19 protein-coding genes are annotated in these 19,546 nt (G+C 67.1%); 13 read left to right on the top strand and 6 right to left on the bottom strand.

The features are described from left to right. Positions 1 to 554: 554 nt before the first annotated feature. On the bottom strand, positions 555 to 968 hold the full coding sequence (locus AC3WJI_RS11020) for a flagellar assembly protein FliX (RefSeq protein WP_492757314.1): 414 nt from the start codon (positions 966 to 968) through the stop codon (positions 555 to 557). A gap of 83 nt (positions 969 to 1,051) precedes the next feature. On the opposite strand from AC3WJI_RS11020, the gene AC3WJI_RS11015 reads away from it, so the two are divergent. The 5 genes from AC3WJI_RS11015 (at position 1,052) to AC3WJI_RS10995 (ending at position 4,682) form a co-directional block, all read left to right on the top strand. After that, a complete protein-coding gene (locus AC3WJI_RS11015; RefSeq protein ID WP_492757313.1) occupies positions 1,052 to 2,155 on the top strand; it encodes a flagellar basal body P-ring protein FlgI in 1,104 nt (367 codons plus the stop codon). Further along, positions 2,155 to 2,442: a rod-binding protein gene (locus tag AC3WJI_RS11010; RefSeq protein ID WP_492757312.1), complete on the top strand. Its 288-nt coding sequence runs from the start codon at positions 2,155 to 2,157 to the stop codon at positions 2,440 to 2,442. The genes AC3WJI_RS11015 and AC3WJI_RS11010 overlap by 1 nt, the downstream gene beginning before the upstream one ends. Next, entirely contained in the window at positions 2,442 to 2,864 is a 423-nt protein-coding gene (locus tag AC3WJI_RS11005) for a flagellar protein FlgN (RefSeq protein ID WP_315587280.1), read from the top strand. The genes AC3WJI_RS11010 and AC3WJI_RS11005 overlap by 1 nt, the downstream gene beginning before the upstream one ends. A gap of 79 nt (positions 2,865 to 2,943) precedes the next feature. After that, positions 2,944 to 3,948: a hypothetical protein gene (locus AC3WJI_RS11000; RefSeq protein ID WP_492757311.1), complete on the top strand. Its 1,005-nt coding sequence runs from the start codon at positions 2,944 to 2,946 to the stop codon at positions 3,946 to 3,948. Continuing rightward, complete coding sequence (locus tag AC3WJI_RS10995) at positions 3,945 to 4,682, top strand: ATP-binding cassette domain-containing protein (protein WP_492757310.1); 738 nt, start codon at positions 3,945 to 3,947, stop codon at positions 4,680 to 4,682. Before AC3WJI_RS11000 ends, AC3WJI_RS10995 begins: the two co-directional genes overlap by 4 nt. 5 nt (positions 4,683 to 4,687) lie before the next feature. Here the strand turns inward: AC3WJI_RS10995 and AC3WJI_RS10990 are convergent, their stop codons facing one another. Further along, the gene (locus AC3WJI_RS10990; RefSeq protein ID WP_492757309.1) at positions 4,688 to 5,092 is read right to left on the bottom strand and encodes a flagellar basal body protein; all 405 of its coding nucleotides are present in this window, start codon (positions 5,090 to 5,092) and stop codon (positions 4,688 to 4,690) included. A gap of 4 nt (positions 5,093 to 5,096) precedes the next feature. Continuing rightward, positions 5,097 to 7,880 (bottom strand): NHL repeat-containing protein, encoded by a 2,784-nt coding sequence (locus tag AC3WJI_RS10985; protein WP_492757308.1) that lies wholly within the window; start codon positions 7,878 to 7,880, stop codon positions 5,097 to 5,099. A 133-nt stretch (positions 7,881 to 8,013) separates the two neighbouring features. Here AC3WJI_RS10985 and AC3WJI_RS10980 point away from each other — a divergent pair, with 133 nt between their 5' ends. From AC3WJI_RS10980 to AC3WJI_RS10945, 8 genes are all read left to right on the top strand, one after another. Further along, positions 8,014 to 9,048 (top strand): flagellar motor switch protein FliG, encoded by a 1,035-nt coding sequence (locus AC3WJI_RS10980; protein ID WP_492757307.1) that lies wholly within the window; start codon positions 8,014 to 8,016, stop codon positions 9,046 to 9,048. Between the two features lie 7 nt (positions 9,049 to 9,055). Further along, positions 9,056 to 9,724 (top strand): FliH/SctL family protein, encoded by a 669-nt coding sequence (locus AC3WJI_RS10975; RefSeq protein ID WP_492757306.1) that lies wholly within the window; start codon positions 9,056 to 9,058, stop codon positions 9,722 to 9,724. 258 nt (positions 9,725 to 9,982) lie between these two features. Beyond that, positions 9,983 to 11,602, top strand: a complete 1,620-nt coding sequence (gene fliF, locus AC3WJI_RS10970; RefSeq protein ID WP_492757305.1) for a flagellar basal-body MS-ring/collar protein FliF — start codon at positions 9,983 to 9,985, stop codon at positions 11,600 to 11,602. Between the two features lie 10 nt (positions 11,603 to 11,612). Continuing rightward, positions 11,613 to 11,963 (top strand): flagellar motor switch protein FliN, encoded by a 351-nt coding sequence (gene fliN, locus AC3WJI_RS10965; protein WP_492757304.1) that lies wholly within the window; start codon positions 11,613 to 11,615, stop codon positions 11,961 to 11,963. After that, positions 11,963 to 13,297, top strand: a complete 1,335-nt coding sequence (locus AC3WJI_RS10960; protein ID WP_492757303.1) for a sigma-54-dependent transcriptional regulator — start codon at positions 11,963 to 11,965, stop codon at positions 13,295 to 13,297. Before fliN ends, AC3WJI_RS10960 begins: the two co-directional genes overlap by 1 nt. A 54-nt stretch (positions 13,298 to 13,351) precedes the next feature. Then, positions 13,352 to 15,433, top strand: a complete 2,082-nt coding sequence (flhA, locus tag AC3WJI_RS10955) for a flagellar biosynthesis protein FlhA (RefSeq protein ID WP_492757302.1) — start codon at positions 13,352 to 13,354, stop codon at positions 15,431 to 15,433. Positions 15,434 to 15,501: 68 nt separating this feature from the next. Further along, positions 15,502 to 17,025: a flagellar hook-length control protein FliK gene (locus AC3WJI_RS10950; protein WP_492757301.1), complete on the top strand. Its 1,524-nt coding sequence runs from the start codon at positions 15,502 to 15,504 to the stop codon at positions 17,023 to 17,025. Positions 17,026 to 17,034: 9 nt separating this feature from the next. Beyond that, positions 17,035 to 17,691 (top strand): flagellar hook assembly protein FlgD, encoded by a 657-nt coding sequence (locus tag AC3WJI_RS10945; RefSeq protein WP_492757300.1) that lies wholly within the window; start codon positions 17,035 to 17,037, stop codon positions 17,689 to 17,691. A gap of 334 nt (positions 17,692 to 18,025) precedes the next feature. On the opposite strand, the gene AC3WJI_RS10940 is transcribed toward AC3WJI_RS10945, so the two are convergent. From AC3WJI_RS10940 to AC3WJI_RS10930, 3 genes are all read right to left on the bottom strand, one after another. Further along, positions 18,026 to 18,349, bottom strand: a complete 324-nt coding sequence (locus tag AC3WJI_RS10940) for a hypothetical protein (protein WP_492757299.1) — start codon at positions 18,347 to 18,349, stop codon at positions 18,026 to 18,028. Positions 18,350 to 18,473: 124 nt separating this feature from the next. Then, a complete protein-coding gene (locus AC3WJI_RS10935; protein ID WP_492757298.1) occupies positions 18,474 to 18,875 on the bottom strand; it encodes a hypothetical protein in 402 nt (133 codons plus the stop codon). 168 nt (positions 18,876 to 19,043) lie between these two features. Further along, positions 19,044 to 19,546 (bottom strand): flagellin (locus AC3WJI_RS10930; protein ID WP_492757297.1); only part of this gene is annotated, 503 nt, incomplete at its 5' end.

Below are 19,546 nucleotides of genomic sequence, written 5' to 3'. Positions count from 1 at the left end.
CCCCCGGGGAACAGTTAAGGCAAGTAAATTGGCGCTAGGCCGACACCTCCGCCTTGGCGCGTTTGACGCAGACGCGCAGTTCGATGTGGAGCGAAACTGGAAGACCGGAGCCGACCCGCCCACTCCCTTGCAATGTAGGATTTGCTCTGCTTGCCTCCAGCGGCCAGCGCTGCCGGCCGCTCTTTGCAATGGTGAGTCCCTGAAAACGCTTGCTTCGTGCGCGCGGCATGGACGCCCCGCGTGCAACGCGTCATGTTGAAAAAACCTGCCGCGTCGGTGCCGCGAAACTGGCGCGTCGCGGTCGCGCAACGGGTGCTCAGGTGGCGCGTCACTGTGGCGTACTTGTCGCATCAGTGCCGCGCTGCGGGCGCTTGGGTGGCGCGTCGGTGTCGCGTGACTGGCGCGCAATCGTCGCCTGCGTGGCGCGTGCCAGTCGCCAAGCAGTCGCCTACCCGCCGCTTACCCGCCGCTTACCCGCCGCTTATGGGCAAAAAAATCGCTGGACTGTCAATCTTGGCAACTTCCCGCCGCCACGAGCTCGAACCCGAAACGGCTTAGGCCGAGACGTCGACCTTGGCGAGCTCGACCCGCACGCGCAGGTCGATGTCGGACAGGATGCCTGCGAGCACCGGATCGTCCGACGGCTCGAGATTCTCGGACCATTCGACGATTTCCTGCAGCCGCTCGACGCTCGGCGTCCCCGCGGCGAGCTCCTTGCGCAGCCGGTCGAGCGCGTCGAGCCCGCGCTCGGCTTCCACTGCCTGCTTGCGGCGGCGCTCGATCGCAGGATCCGCGGCGGCGAGCGTCACCAGCATCGCCACCGACGGGATCGGCTGGGTCGTCGAGGTCTGCATCGGCACCGGCCGCGCCGCAGCCTGCTCCTCGGCGACCGGGAATCCGGGCGCAGCCTTGGGCAGCGCAGCGAGGAGGCTGCGTGCCATCAGCGGCGTCAGGTTGTCGATACGCACGAAATCAGATCCTCTCGGCCCGCAATGGCCTCCACTCCTCTATAAGAAAGTTATCGCGGATTTTCCATTTTCGCAGAGGGTTTATGCAGAGGATCGCCGCTTCGTTCCTGCTGCCGCTGCTGGCGCTGATCGCCAGCCCGCAGGCACAGGCACAGACACGGATCAAAGATATCGTCGACGTCGAGAACGTCCGCGAGAACCAGCTTGTCGGCTATGGCCTCGTCGTCGGCCTGGCCGGCACCGGTGACCGCATGCGCAACGCGCCGTTCACCGAGGAATCGATGCAGGCGATGCTCGAACGCATGGGCGTCAACATCCGCGGCACCAACATGCGCACGCAGAACGTGGCGGCGGTCTCGATCACCGCGACCATGCCCCCCTTCTCGCGCGCGGGTTCGCGGATCGACGTCCAGGTCTCCGCGCTGGGCGACGCCACCAGCCTGCAGGGCGGCACGCTGATCGCCTCGTCGCTGCGCGCGCTCGATGGCGAGATCTACGCCGTCGGCCAAGGCCCGGTCGCGGTCTCGGGCTTCAAGGGCCAGGGCGCCGCCGCCAGCGTCAGCCGCGGCGTGACCACCTCGGCCCGCATCGCCGGCGGCGCGATCGTCGAGCGCGAGGTCCCCTATTCGCTCCAGTCGGCGAGCAACCTCAAGCTCGCGCTCAAGAACCCCGACTTCGCCACCGCCGACCGCATTGCCAGCGCGATCAACGCCAAATATCCGGGCAGCGCGCAGGTGCTCGATCCCGGCACGGTCCAGGTCCAGCCGGCCGCCAATTTCGTCGGCAACGTCATCGATCTGGTCACGCGCATCGGCGATCTCGAGATCAAGGTCGACCAGCCGGCACGCGTCGTCATCAACGAAGCCTCTGGCACCGTCGTGATGAACGCCGATGTGCGGATCACCCCCGTCGCGATCGCACAGGGCGGCCTGACCATCACCGTCTCCGAGCGCCCGCAGGTCTCGCAGCCCGCGCCGCTCTCGAACGGCCAGACCACCGTCGTGCCGCGCACCCAGGTGCAGGTCGACGACGGCAATGGCGCGCACCTCGCTCTCGTCAGCGGCGCCTCGCTCCAGTCGCTGGTCAGCGGACTGAACACTTTGGGTGTCTCGCCGCGCGACCTGATCACCATTCTCCAGGCCGTGAAGAGCGCCGGTGCGCTCCAGGCCGAGATCGAGGTCCAGTAATGAACGAACTCACTGCGCTTTCGGCGACCAGCGCCGCCACGCCGCTCCGCAAGGCCGACGTCAAGAACGCCCAGACCGCCAAGGACTTCGAAGGCATGTTCCTTGGTCAGATGACCAAGATGATGCTCGAGAGCGTCGAGAAGGGCGAGATCAACGGCGGCGCCGGCGAAGAGATGTTCAAGGGCATCCTCGCCGAGAAGCTCGGCACCGAAATGGCCAATCGTGGCGGCGTCGGCCTTGCCCCGATGGTCCTCGATTCGATCCTCAAGCTCCAGCAGGGACAATAATGACCGCTCAGCTCATCGACGCGATGGTTTCGCTCACGGCCCTGATGGAAGAGGAGAGCGAGAAGATCGCGCGCAAGGCCTATGTGCCCGAGCTCGGCGAGATCGCCGCGGCAAAGCTGCGCCTCACCGGCCGCATCGAGGCCGATTTCGCCCGCCTAAAGCGCGAGTCCGCCGATTGGGCGGAGAAGCTCGACGAAGAGACGCGGATCCAGCTCTCGGACGCCAGCCGCAACCTGCGCGACGCCTCCGCGGTCAACCAGCAGATCCTGTCGCGCCAGATCGAGCTCTCGGTCGAGATGATGGGCGCGATCGCCGCCGAGGCGCAGCGCCTCACCGGCACGCGCAGCACGACTTATGGTGCTTGCGGCGGCCTGGGCGGCATGGACGCCCCCGCCCCGATCTCGATCAACGCCCGGCTCTGATCGTCCCGGCGCCGGCAACGCAGGCCGCGCCGCCGACGAACCCGATTGCAGACGCGCAGCAACCCGCTAGACCGGGGCGATGCGCGCGTCCAAAGGCCCGGCCGGCTTATTGCTTCGCCACGACGGTCGGATCGCGATCAATGTGACGCGAGCCAACCTTGCCGGCTGGCAGGATCGGCTGACCGCCGCCGTCCTAGTGATAGGCGCGCTCGCGATCCTGCGGATCAGATTTGCGGAGCTTCCTTGGGACACGGCGAAATGGGCCGTGGCGGCTACCGGCACGATGCTCGGGTTAGGCGTGGCAAACGCAGTCCGAGCCCGACTTGACTGGCATGGCTTTGACGGCCTGCTCGCCGCCGAGGCGCTGCATCCGCCGACGCGGCGGAACTACGGAGTGGCCTGGCACGGGCTGGCGAACGCGTTTCTGGTCGCCGTTCTGTGCGTCGTCCGGCCCTCGCTGCTGATCGTCGGCATCGTCGCTTATCTCGTCGGCGTGCTGGCGGCGCGGCTGGCGATCGGTGTCACGATGCCTCGCATGCTCGCCGGGAAGATCCGGCCCGGATGGGCGGCTCGGGCGTGGCTGCATCGCCCGCATGCCGGAATGGCCGCCGCGCTGCTCCTGATCGCGTCGCTGCTCCCGGCAAGGTCGCTCGGCATCAATGCGCTGATGGCGGTGATCGGCGTCGAGACGCTGCTGCTCGTTTTGGCGCTCACCGTCCTTGATGATGCGATCGTCCGGTTCATGGCCATGACCGGGCACGACGCGCGGCATATGATCCTGAAACACGCCAGGAGCCTAGTCGTGTTCACTGCGATGGCGGTGCCGGGCAGCTGGCTCGGTATCGGACCGGCAGCATCGATCCTGGTCGGAGCCGTTTCCCTGGCCGCGTTGTTTCTGCTGGCCCTGCGTATCCTCGCCTATCGCCTCTACAAGAAGCGCTTCGCAGACCTTATGCTCTCGATCCTGGCAGGAGTGCTCGCGCTCACCGCTTTCCTGATGCCGATCGCCCTGCCCCTCGTCGCCATAGCCATGCTCTGGCATTTGCAGCGAAGGGGGCGTGCCACGACGTGGCTGATCGCATGAGCCCGGCTATCCGGCTTGCCGGCATCAAAGTGCAGCGCGAAGGATCCTGCGTGGTGCACGGCGTCGACCTGGCAATCGAGCGCGGTTCGTGGTTCGGGCTGATCGGCGCCAATGGATCGGGAAAGACCAGCCTGTTGCGCGCCCTCGCCGGACGGCTGCCGTTCGCCGGCGGATCATGCCTGGTGGACGGCGTGGAACTGGCCACGGACCGCGCCGGGCGGGCGCAACACTTCGGCTTCGCGCCCCCGCCCGACAAGCTACCCGATGCGCTGCGCGCGCGCGACGTCATGACACTCGCCGGCGAAAACATCGACAACGGCAGCGGCCGTCTGCGCGCGCTGCATGACGCGTTGGGCCTCGCCCCGCTCCTCGACCGTTGGATCGGCGATTGCTCGGCGGGAATGCGGCAGCGGATCGCGATCGCCGCGGCCTTTGCCGGCGGCCACACCCTGGTCATTCTGGACGAGCCGTTCAATTGGCTCGACCCGGTGGCGTCCTTCGATTTGCGAGAGGCCTTGCGCCAATTGGTCGATGGCGGGCTCACATTAGTCACCGCGCTGCACGATCTCGGCACGCTCGCGGCGGTGTGCGACGCCGGCCTCATGCTGGCCGACGGCAGGGTAGCGATGCCGTTGCACGAAGCCGCGCTTCGAGCCGCAGCCCGGGACCCGCGCGCCTTCGAGCGGCAGACGATCGACCTGCTACGATCGACTATGGCCCGGAAAACGCCTTAGCCTGATCAGCCGCGACCGCCCACCGCGGTCTTCAGCAGCGACATCTGCTTGCGATACAGCCCGGTCATCGCCTGGAAGTCGGCCTGGATCTCGCCCATCTTGAGCAATTGGTCTTCGAGGGTGACGTTGTTGCCGTCGGGCTTGGTCTCGGTGATGTCCTTGTCGAGGATCACCCCGGTGCCGAGCGGCTGGATCGCGCCGAGGCTCTTCATCCGATCGGTCAGCTGGACTTGCGGCGTGGCGATCACGCCGCTGCCGCCGACCAGCGCGGCGAAGCTCGGCGCAGTGACTTCGCGCGACTTGTAGCCCGGGGTCTCGCTGTTCGCGATGTTCTGCGCGACGACGCGCTGGCGCTCGGACAGGTTCTGCATGCGCGTGCGCAGGCCGTCGAGGATCGGAGGCGTGTTCATGACATCAGAATCCCAAAGTGGAAGGGGCGCCCGAATTCAATCGGTTCAGCGCTGCCTGATAGTTTGCGAGCTGCGCGGATTCGCGCGCGGTCGATTGGGTGCCGGTGGCGGTGTTCTTGACGCCGTCGACGATCTTGGCCTTCCCGTCGTCCCAGTAGAGCGAGCGGTACGCGGTCTGCGTCATCGAAATCGCGTCCTCGATCTTCTTCATCGAGACCTTGGCATTGTCGAGCGTCGTGAGGCTGAGCGCGTCGGTCAGGTCCATGCCGAAATTGCCGCCGGGGCGCACCTTGGGCGCGCTGCTCGACAGCGTCGCCTGGGTCGCGATGCGCTGCGGCTCGATGCCCAATTTGGCGAGCGCATCGGTATCGGCGCCACCGGGGATCAGTTCGAGCTCGTGGCCGGGCTTCATCGTTATGCTGAGCTTCTGGACGCCGTCGACCACGGTGGCGGTGACCGTCGCCTTGGAGGCGCCGAGCATGCCCTGCATCCGCGTGGCGATTGTCTTCAGCGTGTCGCCGGCCTCGATGGTGACTTTGCGAACCGCGCCGCTATCGGCCTTGATCGAGAAGAAATCGCCGGTGCGCAGCGTCGTCTGGGTGGTCACCTTCTCGGAAACCGCCGGGTTGAGCGTGCCGCGCGCGAAGCCGAGCGACGAGATCGCATTGGCGCCACCGACATCGGCGGAGACGCGGACTGGCTCGGTGCGCAGCAGCGCCTGGCCGAACTGCGTGGTATTCTCGATCGCGCCGGTGGCGGTGTCGATCCGAGCGACGAAGCCGTCGGTCGGTCCGCGGCGCGGCGCGGCGAGATCGCCGGTGGTGCGGCCGCCGGCGTATAGATCATTGCCGAGGAAGGCGATGCTGTCGACCTGGTCGTCGGCCGCGGAGCCGAGATAGGTCACGCTGGCGCCCGACAGACCGGCGTCGATCCGTGCGACGAAGCCGTCGCGGTCGCCGCTGGTGGAATTGACCTGGCTGCCGCTGAGCGCGGTGCTGGTCGCGCCGCCAACCGCGATCGTGCCGTCGGCTGCAACCGCAATCGCGCGGACATCGGCAGTGCCGAGATTTATACTGCCGAGATCGGTGGCGAGCGACGTGGCGCTGAGCTTCCGCACCGAAGCATTGCCGTCCTGGCTCATCACCGCGAGCAGATTGCCGTCGCCGTCGATGGCGAGCGCGTTGATCTGATCGGTGCCGCCGCTGTCGATCGTGCGGCGGTCGGCGATCTTGCCCGCGGTGTCGATCCGCGCGACGAAGGCGTCACCTTTGCCCGTCGCGGCGCGTCCGGCGACGAACACCGAGCCATCGGCGCCGACGGTCACGGCCTTGGCGACATCGGTGCCAGTCGAGCGCACCACGGTCGAGAATTTCTCGTCGCCATTGGCGTCGTATTTGGCGACGACCATGTCGGCGTCGGCCGAAGTGACGCCGTTGAAGCTGCCGGTGACGTTGCCCGCGACGACGATGCTGCCATCGGCGCCGAGCGATACCGCGGCGCCGGTCGAGGAGCCGCTGGCGCCGAGGCTACGCTGCCACACGACATTGCCCGTCCCGTCCATCTTGGTGAGGAACAGGTTGTTGTCGCCGTCCGATTGGTTGGCGCCGAGATCGCCCGCGGTGGTGCCGACGACATAGCTAAAGCCCTGCGCGTCGGTCACGATCGCCGCGGCGTCGGTGCTCGCATAGACGTTGCTGGTCTTGGTGGTGCTCGTCTTGACCTTGCCGTCCATGTCGACGGTGGTGGTGGTGACGTTGGTGGTCTTGCCGGCAAGGGTGTTCTGCGTCGTCGCGTCGCGGTCGAGCGCCTGGATCGTTCCCATCGTCACGCGCGTGTTCGCGCTGTCGGGCTCGTTGAGACGGAACACCTGCGTCGCAGTGGGGGCAACGGTGGTGGTCTGGCCGATGGTGGTGTCGGTCGTGACCTGGCTGGTGGTGATCGCGGTCTGGCCGGAGGCGATAACCAGCGAGTCCTTCGCACCGATCTGGTCGAGCGCAACCTGTTCGATGCCATCGGGGGTCTTGAGCTTCAGCCCCCATTTGCCGTCGGTGTAGACCGGCTCGAACCGGGCGGACCAACGCGAGATCGCGTCGCCATTGGCGTCGGTGACGGGGACGCCGTTGGTGTCCTTGGCCACGGTCGAGCTGATCGCGCCGTTGAGCTGCGATACCAGCGAGTCGAGCGTCGGCGGCTGGGCGCCCTGCGACAGGTCGACGGTGAAGGTCTCGTTGAGCGTCCCACGGCTGACCTTGACGCTGAACTGCTCCTGCCCGGTGAGGTTGGGAATTGGATCCGAGCGCAGCTTGACCAGCCCGTCACCCTTGGTCTCATAGGCCTGCGTCGCGGCCAGCTTGGTCGATTGCGCGGTCGAACTCGGCTTGCCGAAGGACAGGTTCACTTTGTCCGACGGCGCGCTGGTCAGATAGCCCTGCAGGTCGGTCAGCCCCTTGGCGAAGGCCTTTTCATATTGCGCGCGCTGGGCGCTGGTCGCGGTCTTGACCGTCGCCGCCTCGGCGAGGACGCGCAGCTTCTCGAGCGCCTTATAGGCGGTGAAGCTGGTCTTAACGTCGTCGGGAAGCAGCGCGATGCTGCTGCTGGTCTTGTCGACCACCGTCTTCGAGGCGAGGATCGAGGCGAGCAGGCTCGACGTCGAAGTGGTCGACGCGGCCTCTTTCCAGGGGGGCGTGGTCTCGGCGAGCGTGAACTGCGCCTTGGCGGTGCGGACTGCCTTGCTGTCGAACGCGATCGTGCTGGTGGCCGTGCTGAAGACCGAGTTGTCCCCGGTCAACAAGCTCAACCCCATCAGACTTCCGGATAAATTAACTGTCATCGCGACCGCACCTTTCCCCCATGCTCCTATAATAGGATGAGTGAACGCTTCCTTGCGGTCACACGTCTTTATTTCTGCGAGGGGTCCCAGAATGAGTTTGATGGCGCCGATTGCCGAGCCGGTCGAACTGAAAAAGTATAGCGGGCCGCAGCGTGCGGCCGCGCTGATGCTGGCGCTGGGCAAGCAGCACGGCGCGCCGATCTGGGAGCAGCTGACCACCGACGAGATCAAGGAGCTGTCCTCCACGATCGCCGGGCTCGGGCGCATCCCGTCGCAGGTCGTCGAGCATCTCCTCATCCAGTTCACCGGCGAGGTCGCCTCGATGGCGTCACTCCACGGCAGTTACGAGACCACCGAGCGGCTGCTCGGCGGGATCCTGCCCGGCGACAAGGTCAAGGAGATCATGGAGGACATCCGCGGTCCGTCGGGCCGGACGATGTGGGACAAGCTCTCCAACGTCAGCGAGACCGTCCTCGCCGGCGCGCTCAAGCACGAATATCCGCAGACCGTCGCGGTCATCCTCTCCAAGCTGCGCCCCGATCATGCCGCGCGCGTGATCGCCGAGTTGCCGCGCGAATTCTCGGTCGACGTGGTGATGCGCATGCTGCGCATGGAGACCGTCCAGAAGGACGTGATCAACCAGGTCGAGGCGACGCTGAAAAGCGAGTTCATGACCAACCTGTCGCGCTCGCAGAAGCGCGATCCGCACGAGGCGATGGCCGAATTGTTCAATTCGCTCGACCGCTCGACCGAAGAGGCGATGCTCACCGCGCTCGACAACAAGGCGCCCGAAAGCGCCGAGCGCATCCGCGCCCTCATGTTCACGTTCGAGGATCTCGCTAACCTGCTGCCGGCGGCGATCTCGGTGATCGTCCGCAATGCCGACAAGCGCGAGATGGCGCTGGCGCTCAAGGGCGCCCCGGACCAGCTCAAGCAGCTGTTCTTCGGCGCGATGACCGAGCGTGCGGCCAAGCTGATGCGCGAGGACATGGCGGCGATGGGCCCGATCCGTGCGCGCGATTGCGAAGAGGCGCAGTCCTCGCTCGTCCGTCTCGCCAAGAACCTGGCCGACCGCGGCGAGATCCTGCTCGTCGATCCCAAGTCCGACGACGCGATGATCATCTGAGATGGGCGTGGCTTATCAGAACGTCGAGCGCTTCGCCTTCGACCGCATCTTCTCCACCCCGGCGAGCGAAGGCGCGACGATCCCGACCGGCGACGTGCTGCTCGAGATCACCGCGCTCCGCGCCGAGTTGGCGCTGCTCCGCTCGGATGTCGACGCGCAGGTCAATCTCGCCCGCGCCGAAGGCTTCGAGGCGGGACTGGCCCAAGCGCGCGCCGAGCGTGACGTTGCACTGCTCAGCGCAGTCGATGCGCTTCATGCGGGGATCGAGTCGCTCGACGAGCGCTTCGAGGACGTGTCGAAGCGCGTCACCGGCGAGGCTGCGGAAATCGCCCTCGCCGCAGCCGACATGATCGCCGGCCGCGCGATCGAAGCCGCGCCCGCTGAGACGATCGACGCCGCCATTGGCCGCGCGCTGAGCCAGGTCGCCCGCGGCACCGAGCTCGAGATCCGCGTCAATCCCGACCTGATCGAGGCGATCGAGACCCGCATCGCCGAGCGCCAGGCCAAGGACCGCCGCAAGCTCAACCTCACCGTGGTCGGCGACGTCACCGTCGCGATCGGCGACGCGCTGATCGGCTGGGAGCAAGGCGGGCTCGCGCTCGACGCCAGCGCCCGCCGCCAGGCAGTGATGGAAGAACTCGAAACGCTGCTGCCCTCGCCCGCCGGCGCGAACTGAACTTTATGCCCCTCCCTGAAAGGGAGGGGTTAGGGGTGGGTAGAAAAGGTCGGGCTCGATGCCCGGCCTTTTCTTCATTCTCGGCGGCTCGATGGGCGCGCCTGCGGCGCGCACCCACCCCCTGCCCCTCCCTTTCAGGGAGGGGAGTAGCGAGCCACTAGGCAAAAAATTCCCACCCGGCACAAACTGCCGCCCGCCGCCCTCCTATAAAGCAAAGGAGAGGGGCACTCCTGCCCCCGGCCACATCACGGGGCGGTCTTGGAAGCGATCAAGAATTTTGCCGGGCAGCTTGGCCCGAAGCGGCTGATGATGATGGGCGGGGTGGCATTCGCGCTGCTTGCCGCCCTCGCCTTCGTCGCGACGCGCGGCTCGGCTCCGCAGATGGGCTATCTGTACACCGATCTCGATCCCTCCGCGGCAGCGACGATCACCGAGAAGCTCAAGGCGGCGAACGTCGAATACACGCTCTCGGCCGACGGCACCTCGGTGATGGCGCCGCAGGACAAGCTCGCCGAATTGCGCATGTCGATGGCTGGCGAGAAGCTCGGCGGCAAGATCGGCTATGAAGTGCTCGACGAGGAGCAGCCGTTCGGCATCTCGGCCAGCCGCGCCAAGATGAACGAGACGCGCGCCATCGAAGGCGAGCTCTCCAAGTCCATCCAGACCATCCAGAACGTTTCCGCTGCGCGCGTCCATATCGTCATGCCCGAGCGCGCGATGTTCGCCGCCGAGAGCCGCAAGGCGACCGCCGCGGTGACCGTCAAGACCAAAGGCCGTCTCTCGTCCGAGCAGATCGCCTCGATCCGCTACCTCGTCTCCTCCTCGGTTCCCGAGCTCGCGCCCGACGCCGTCTCGGTGGTCGACCAGACCGGCGCCCTGCTCGCCCGCGCCGGCGAAGCTGGTTCGGCTGGCGGCGCCGATGCCGACGAGCGTCAGCAGGCAGTCGAAGCCAAGCTGCGTGAGGAAGTCGAGGCGCTGCTCGAGCCGATCGTCGGCCAGGGCAAGGTCCGCGCCGAAGTCTCGGCGCAGATCGACCGCGACCAGACCCGCGAAGAGGCAAACGTCTTCGATCCCGACAAGCAGGTGATCTCGCGCCAGGTCAGCGTCGAGAATGGCGAGCAGAACAGCGAGCAGGACGCCGGCCCGCAGACCGCATCGGTCGGCAACCAGCTCCCCGAGACCCAGGGCCAGACCCCGGGCACCCCGGGCACCGGCCGCCAGTCGCGCAGCAACCAGACGTCGGAAGACACCGTCTACGACAACAGCTCGACCAAGACGGTCACGCTGCGTGCGCCCGGCAAGGTCAATCGCCTCACCGTCGCGGTGATGGTCGATGGCGGCGCCAATGGCCTGCCCCAGGCACAGATGCAGCGCATCCAGCGCCTGGTCGAGAATGCCGTCGGCATGGATGCCGAGCGCGGGGACAGCGTCGTCGTCGAGAGCATGCGCTTCGCCAATGACGACAGCCTTGCCGACAAGGACACCGGCTTCTTCTCGAACCTGCCGATGGACCGGATCTGGGGCCTGCTGCAGATCGTGATCATCGGCGTGGTCGGCCTGATCGCGCTCCGGATGATCAAGCCCAAGCTCGTGCCACAGCCCGCAATGGCTGCGCTCGAAGCGCCGGTCGGCGAAACCGCGCTTCAGAACCAGTCGCCAGAGATGCTCGCGCTCGCCGAGCGTGCCGCCGACGGCGACGAAGAAGCGATGAAGCAGCTCGAGGCGCTCAATGCCGACCAGCCGCTGCTCGATCAGGAGATTGCGCTCGCCCAGGTCGATGGCCGCATCAAGCTCTCCGCCCTCAAGCGCATTGGCGATGCGATCTCCGCCAGCCCGCCCGAAGCGGCATCGGTGATCCGCCAGTGGATGAACTCGTAAGGAAATGACGATGGCTACCGAACCCCACGATATCATCCCCGCCGATCTCGACGAAGCGAACGGCCCCGTGTTCGAAGACTTCGAGCCCTTCCCCACCGGCGACACCGCGATTGCCGGCTCCGAAGGCCTCGAGGCCGTCCATGACGTGCCGGTCAAGGTCCAGGCAGTGCTCGGCCGCGCCCGCATGCCGGTCGGCGAACTGCTCCACCTCACCTCGGGCACGGTGGTCGAGCTCGACCGCCGCGTCGGCGAGCCGGTCGACATCTTCGTCAACGATCGCCTGATCGCCCGCGGCGAAGTCGTGCTGATCGACAACGCGCTCGGCGTGACGCTCACCGAAATCGTTCGTCAGGACCGTTGATGCCGCATTCCATCCGCATGATCCTGGTTGGAGCGCCCGGCGGCGAATTCCGGCGCGCGGCCGAACTGGCCCGCGATGCCGGTGCCGACGTCGCGATGGCCGATACCCCGGCCCAGGCGCTCGACTTGCTCCGCGAGGGCGGCGGCGACATGGTGATGATCGACGTGGAGGCCGACATTGCCGGCTTCATGGCGAGCATCCGCGCCGAACGCTTCACCATTCCCGTGCTCGCTTGCGGCATCCAGGCCTCGGCCGAGCGCGCGGTGGCGGCGATCCGCGCCGGCGCCAAGGACTATGTCCCCCTGCCCCCGCAGCGCGAATTGATCGCCGCGGCGATCGCCTCGGTGATCGAGCGCAAGGCCCCCGTCCGCATCGGCGACCACCCCGCCCTTTCGCGCGCCTTGGCGCTCGCCACCGCCGTGGCGCCGACTGCCGCCCCCGTCCTCGTCACCGGCGAAAAGGGCAGCGGCAAGGAAGTCATGGCACGCGCGATCCACGAAGCATCGGGCCGCGCCAACCCGCTCCACGTCGTCGAATGCGCCGGCGTCGGTGCCGACGTGCTCGAATCCGAATTGTTCGGCCATGAGGCCGGCGCCTTTCCGGGCGCGGTGGCACGCCGCATCGGCCGGCTCGAAAAGGCCGGTAGCGGTACGATCTTCCTCCGCGAAGTCGGCAGCCTTGCACCCGCTACCCAGGCCCGTCTTCTTTCGACGCTCCAGGAACAGCGCTTCACCCGCATCGGCGGCGACGACATCGTGCCGTTCCGTGCGCGGCTGATCGCCTCCACGGGCATCGACCTCGAAGCGGCTGTCAGCGCCGGCACCTTCCGCGCCGACCTGCTCGTCCGCCTCGGCCTCGTCCGTGTCGAAGTGCCGCCGCTCCGCGCGCGCGGCGGCGACCTGACCCAGCTCGCCACCCATTTCGCCGAGCGTCTCTCCGAGGCCGATGGCGTCCCGACCCGTCCGTTCAGCGACGCGACTTTGGTGCTGCTCTCGCGCTACACATGGCCGGGTAACATCCGCGAGCTCGAGGATTGCATCCACCGCGCCGTCCTGCTCGCCCAGGGCCCCACGATCGAGCCGCACGACCTCGTCTGCTCGGACGGCACGCGCCTGCTCGATCTCGATCTCGCCGAGACCGGCGACCTCCAGATCGAGAGCCTGGTCGGTCGCACGGTCGAGGAAGTCGAGCGCGAGCTGATCCTGCAGACGCTGACGCGCTGCCACGGTAACCGCACGTCGGCGTCGAACATCCTCGGCATCTCGGTGCGCACGATGCGCAACAAGCTGCGCACCTTCATCGAAGCAGGGATCGCGGTCGCGCCGGCACCTTAACCGACGCGCCGCTGCCCTACCCAAGCCCTTCGACTTCTTCAGGATCCGCCGCCGATGCCTCCCGCAGTGCTCAACCTCCTCAACCGCATCGGCCTGAATCGCGACCTCGCGCTTGCCGGCTCGGTCGTCGCGATCATCGGCATGCTCATCCTGCCGATGCCGGGCTGGCTGCTCGATCTGGGGCTCGCGCTGTCGATCACGATCGCGGTGATGATCCTGATGACCGCGCTCTTCATCGAGAAGCCGCTCGAACTCAGCGCCTTCCCGACGATCCTGCTGATCGCGACGATGCTGCGGCTGGGCCTCAATCTCGCCTCGACCCGCCTGATCCTGACCCACGGCCATGAGGGGCACGGCGCGGCGGGCGGCGTGATCGGGGCGTTCGGCGAGTTCCTGATGGGCGGCGAGGTCATCATCGGCCTCACCATCTTCATGATCCTGATCGTCATCAACTTCGTGGTCATCACCAAGGGCGCCGGCCGCATCGCCGAAGTCGCCGCGCGCTTCAGCCTCGACGCGATGCCCGGCAAGCAGATGGCGATCGACGCCGACTTGTCCGCCGGCATGATCAACGAGGAGCAGGCCCGCGAGCGCCGCGCCGAGATCGAGGCCGAGAGCGGCTTCTACGGCTCGATGGACGGTGCCTCGAAGTTCGTGAAGGGCGACGCCGTCGCCGCTCTGCTGATCACTGCGGTCAACATCATCGTCGGCCTGACCATCGGCATCACCTCGCACGGCCTTCCGATCGGCGAGGCCTTCCACACCTATACCGTGCTCACCGCGGGCGAGGGCCTGGTCAGCCAGATCCCGGCGCTGATCATCTCGATCGCTGCGGGCCTGCTCGTCTCGAAGGGCGGCATCAAGGGCAAGACCGGCAGCACGCTGGGCGACCAGCTCGGCCGCTACCCCAAGGCGTTCGGCATGGTCGCCTTCCTGATGGGCGCGCTGGCCCTGATGCCCGGCCTCCCCTTCATCCCCTTCGCGATGTTCGCCGCTGCTGCAGGCTTTGCCGCGTGGAAGATGAGCAAGAACGCCCAGGCCAAGGCCGCGGTCGAACGCGCCGTCGCCGCGCAGGAAATGGCACGGGAGGCGATCGTCGAGCAGCCGATCTCGCAGACGCTCGCGCTCGACGCGGTTCGCATCGAGATCGGCTACGCCCTCCTCCCGATGATCAACGACGAGCAGCGCGAGCCGCGCCTCGACGATCAGGTCCGCGCGCTGCGCCGCCAGATGGCGACCGATTTCGGCTTCGTCCTCCCCTCGGTCCGCATCATCGACAATATGGGCCTCAAGCCCAACGAATACGTCATCACGATCAAGGAGACCGAGGCGGCACGCGGCGAGATCAAGCTCGAAAAGCTGCTGCTGATCAATCCGGGCGGCGGTCCTGTCGGCATGCCCGGCGAGATCACCAAGGAGCCGGTGTTCGGCCTCCCCGCTTTGTGGATCGATCGCGAGCTGCGCGACGAGGCCGGCTTCCGCGGCCTGACCGTGGTCGATTGCGGCACGATCATCACCACGCACCTGACCGAACTGGTCAAGGACAACATCGCCGACCTGCTCTCCTACACCGAGACGCAGAAGCTGCTGACCGAAGTTCACAAGGATGCCGAGAAGCTCGTGTCGGATATCGTCCCGAGCAAGGTCTCGATCTCGAGCGTCCAGCGCATCCTGCAGAACCTGCTGAGCGAAGGCATCTCGATCCGCGACATCCCGACGATCATGGAAGGCATTGCCGAGGCTGCGCCGCTCACTGCCAACCTCACCCAGATGACCGAGCATGTCCGCGGCCGCCTCGCGCGCCAGATCAGCGCGTCGCAGGTGCGCGGCGAGGCGATCCCGGTCGTGACGCTGTCGTCCGAATGGGACCAGGCTTTCGCGGAGTCGATCCTCGGCCAGGGCGACGATCGTCAGCTGGCGATGGCTCCCTCGTCGCTGCAGAAGTTCATCCAGCATGTCCGCGAGACCTATGACAGGCTGGCGCAGGACGGCGAGATCCCCTGCCTGCTCACCAGCCCGTCGATCCGCCCGTTCGTCCGCTCGATCATCGAGCGTGTCCGCCCGGCAACCGTGGTGCTCTCGCAGAACGAGATTCACGCACGGGCGCGCATTCGGGCGCTCGGCACGATCGGCTGAGACCGTTCGCGCAACAATCATCCTATAATGAGAAAGCGGTCCTCCGAGGCCGAGCAAGAGGCGACCGGATGCAGATCAACCCCTTCGGCTTTCCGCTTGGTGCGGGCATGCAGTCTGCGCCGGCGATCGGCGGCACCGGCCTCGGCTTTGCGGATGCGCTCGGGCTCGCGATCGGCGGCACCCAGCCGCAGCCGATAGCGCTGCAGGCCTCGCCCACCCCTCCCCAGAATCTCAGTCCCTGGCTGGTGCAGGCGCTCGCCAAGACCCAGCTCGCTGCACAGCCGCAGCTACAGCCGCAATCAATGCCGGCGACTGCCGCATTGCCGGATCTCCAGCAACCGACTTCGCTTTCCGAATTGATGGCGACCGCGGCCAAGCTCCCCACCGCGGAGCCTGCGCCGGCAGCTGCCGCCGCTACCCCGCTCGTCGCGCAGCCGGTCGACGCTGCCCTGGACGTAGCAGTGCCGGAAGCCGTCGTGCCTGACGCCACCGCGCCTAGAGCGGTAGTCGCGCCCGAAGCCGCCTCGACAACACCGGTCGATACCAAGCCCATCGCTGCCAAGCCCGCAGTTTCGCCCGCCGCTAATCCCGCGGCTACCGCAGCTTCTGCGCAAGGCACCGAGCCGCAGCCCGAGGGGGACGCCCAGCCGCAGACGCCGATCGCCGCCGCGCCCGACGAGACCGCGCCGGCCAAGCCGCAAAAGGGCCCGCGCGGTCGCTCGGTCTCCGCCGAGACCGACCCTGCCCTCGCGACCGACGCGAAGCCGACGGTCCCCGCCGAACTCGTGGCGGTCAATACCGTCGCCCAGCCGGTCGCGCCGCAGCAGCAGCCTGCGCCTCGCGAGGCCTCGGCGAACGCCCAGGGCGGGTCCGCGGTGACCAAGCCGGGCAAGGCTGGCGCGCATGCCGCGCCGGCAGCCGATGCCGCGCAGCCTCCGTCCGGCACCGGCACCCCCGATTTCGCGCGCGCGGTCGCAGCGAAGACAGAATCCAACGGTTCGGACGCGAACCCCGACGGGCAACCACAGCCCGAGGCGGTGCTGACGGCTCCCGCCAAGGCCGAAACCGCTGCCCCGATGGCGCCCCACCACGCGCATAACGCCGCGTCGGTCGATACCCCCCGCGCCGCAGCGCCCGCCGCTGCCGTCCCCGCCGAACCCGTGGTCGAGGCCCGCGCCGGACATCTCGGGCATTCGCTCGGCGTTGAGATCGCGCGCAAGGTCGAGCTCGGCGAGGAGACCCTGCGCATCCGCCTCAATCCGATCGAACTCGGCCGCATCGAAGTGACGCTCGCGTTCGACGACAAGGGCAGCCTGCAGGCAACGGTGCGCACCGAGACAGCGCAGGCAATGGACCTGCTCCGCCAGGACGCTCCCGATCTCGCGCGCACGCTCGACCAGGCCGGCGTCCGCACCGACGCGCAGAGCTTCCGCTTCGAGAATCGCGGTGGCGACACCGGCGGTCAGCAGGCGCAGCAGCAGGGCCAGCAATCGAACCGCGGCCCGTTCGCCTCGTCCGATGACGACGCCTTCGCCGCCGAACCCATTTACCGCCCGATCCGCAGCGACGGGCAGGTCGACCTTCTCGCCTGAGGAAAAGCCATGACCACCGTCAACACCAACAATTCGACCAACGCGACGGGCAACACCCCGACGCCGACGCCGACGATCAACGCCGATTTCACGATGTTCCTCAAGCTGCTCACCGCGCAGATGCAGAACCAGGATCCGCTCGATCCCATGGACACCGCGCAATACACCCAGCAGCTCGTCCAGTACTCCCAGGTCGAGCAGTCGATGCAGCAGACCTCGACGCTCAAGCAGATGCTCGCCGCCTACGGCACGCAGAACCTGATGCAGGCCTCGGCGATGATCGGCGCGCAGGTCGAGACCAATTCGGCGACCTCGGGGCTCAGCGCGGCGACGCCGGCGCAGTGGACCTGGTCGTCGACCCGCGACGTCGCGTCGATGACTGCGACGATCAAGGACGCGAAGGGCAAGACCATAGACACCTTCCCTATCAACGCCACCGGCGCGACCGGCGCGTTCACCTGGGACGGCACGACCAGCGCCGGCAAGAAGGTCGATCCAGGCAATTACACGCTCGAGCTCGCCGGCAAGGACAATTCGGGTACCGCGGTCACCACGACGGCGCACGCCTATGGCAAGGTCACCGATGTCGAGATGTCGAACGGCACGGTCCAGCTGACGATCAACGGCAACAAGGTCTCGACCGCGGACCTGCTGCGCATCGGCTGAGGCGGAAAGCCTTCTGAAGTGACGACGGCGTCGGAGCGGCAACGCTCCGACGCCTTTTCTTCGCCCGCGAGAAACGGCTTCCGTACGGATACTTAGCGGGAATCTCCGGCCCTTGCCCAGCGGTGTCGGGCCCGCCCCGCGTCTATAATGAAATCAGAGAGACGGGTGGGCGTTCCGATCCCCTCTGCGACCCACTCGTCTCTTCTCTCCCTTGGACGGCTGCCTTCCTCCGCGGCCCGAAACGACAAGAGCCAGGCCGGTCCGCGACCCGCCTGGCTCTTCCGTTTTGCGCCCCTGCGCTGAAGCTGAAATTGGAAAGTGGCGAGCGGATCGCTCAGCCGGCAACGGAACGCAGCAGCGGCCGGCCGTCGCGCGGAAGCTGGATCGGCGCGGACGCGGCGCGTGAAACCTGGAAATCGTCGAGCACGCAGCCGGCGACCGCGGCCGGCGCAGCGAGCATCGCGATGCAATCGGCGAGGCTGGGATCTTCGCGCGGACCGATCGTGTCGAGCACGTCGGACAGCGCCATGCCGGCCTGCAGCGCCTTGTCTGCCGCCGCGCTCCACAGCGCATGCGCATCCTCCACGTTCAGCGTCAGCGTCACCGTATAGGCCTGGGCGGCGGTAGCGGAAACGTGGCCGATGTCGTGAAGGCTCATGCGGTGGACCCTTTGTTCTTGCTAACCCTGTTCGCCGGCCCAATGCCTCAGGCCGGCGGCTTGCCGTAGTCCGGGGATGCCCCGATACGTATAGTTACCGGTATCAGTGACGCCGGTGTGACCTTTAGTGGACCCGTGCCTCGGCGCGACGCGCGAGTTCGCGGGCATGTGCCGCAACGAGACACAATTCGGCGTAGAGCCGATCCCAGAACGGCGCCGGGATCTCGAGCCGTGCCTCGCCATGCTGGCTGAGCTCGAGCGCGGCGCGCGGCTCGAGCCCCAGCTCGAAGCGGGTGCCGAACATGCCGTCGATATGTTCCTCGGGAAGCCCGTGCGGCACGGCGAGGCGCGCCGACATGATGTATCCGGCGAGCACGTCGGTGCCGTACCCGTCGAGCAGGATGCGCGGCTGGCCGGTCATGTCGGGCCGCTCGAGCACGACGAGCGCGCCCGAGGGATGCTCCTCGACGCTGACGCGCAGCTTGCCGCCGAATGCGTCGGTGATTTCTCGGATACGTGGGAACAAGCGATGATCTCCTTGCCATCATTATAGATGGGTCAACCATTGTGGCGGCGGAGAAGCGCGGATTTCGTTGCGCGCGGCGCAACCGTGCACGCGCAAAAAAAGGGGCCGGGACGTTGCCGTCCCGGCCCCTTCTCTGTCGTCAGGTAGCTTCCAGGGAAAAAGCTAGCCTTAACGGAACAGCGACGTGATGGTCTGCGGCGCCTGGTTGGCGATCGACAGAGCCTGCACACCGAGCTGCTGCTTGACCTGAAGGGCCTGCAGGCGCGCCGATTCCTTTGCGAGGTCGGCGTCGACGAGGTTGCCGATGCCGCTCTCGATGGTGTCGGAGAGCTTGCTGGTGAAGGTCGCCTGGGCGTCGATCTTGCGCGATGCCGCGCCGAGCGTGCTCAGGCTGGTCTTCAGGTTCGCCTGGGTCGTGGTCAGCGTGTCAATCATCGCCTGGGCATTTGCCTGGCTGCTGATGTTGCCGCTAGCCGAGACGGTCACGACGGTGCCGCCAAGGCCGAGGCCCTGGTTGGCGACGCTGAGCGAGTCCGGCTCCCAGGTCGTCGACCCGGTGTTCGAGTCCTTCAGCGACTGCAGCGCAGTCACGGAGCCGCCCGAGGCCTTCAGCAGGTTGGTGCCGTTGAAGTCCGACGAGTTGACGATCGTGGTGATCTGATCGCGCAGAG

The sequence above is a fragment of the Sphingomonas sp. FW306-1B-B10E genome (genome assembly GCF_058782005.1).
Note: the sequence above shows the minus strand (reverse complement) of the source record. Positions and strands in the feature narration are given on the sequence as shown.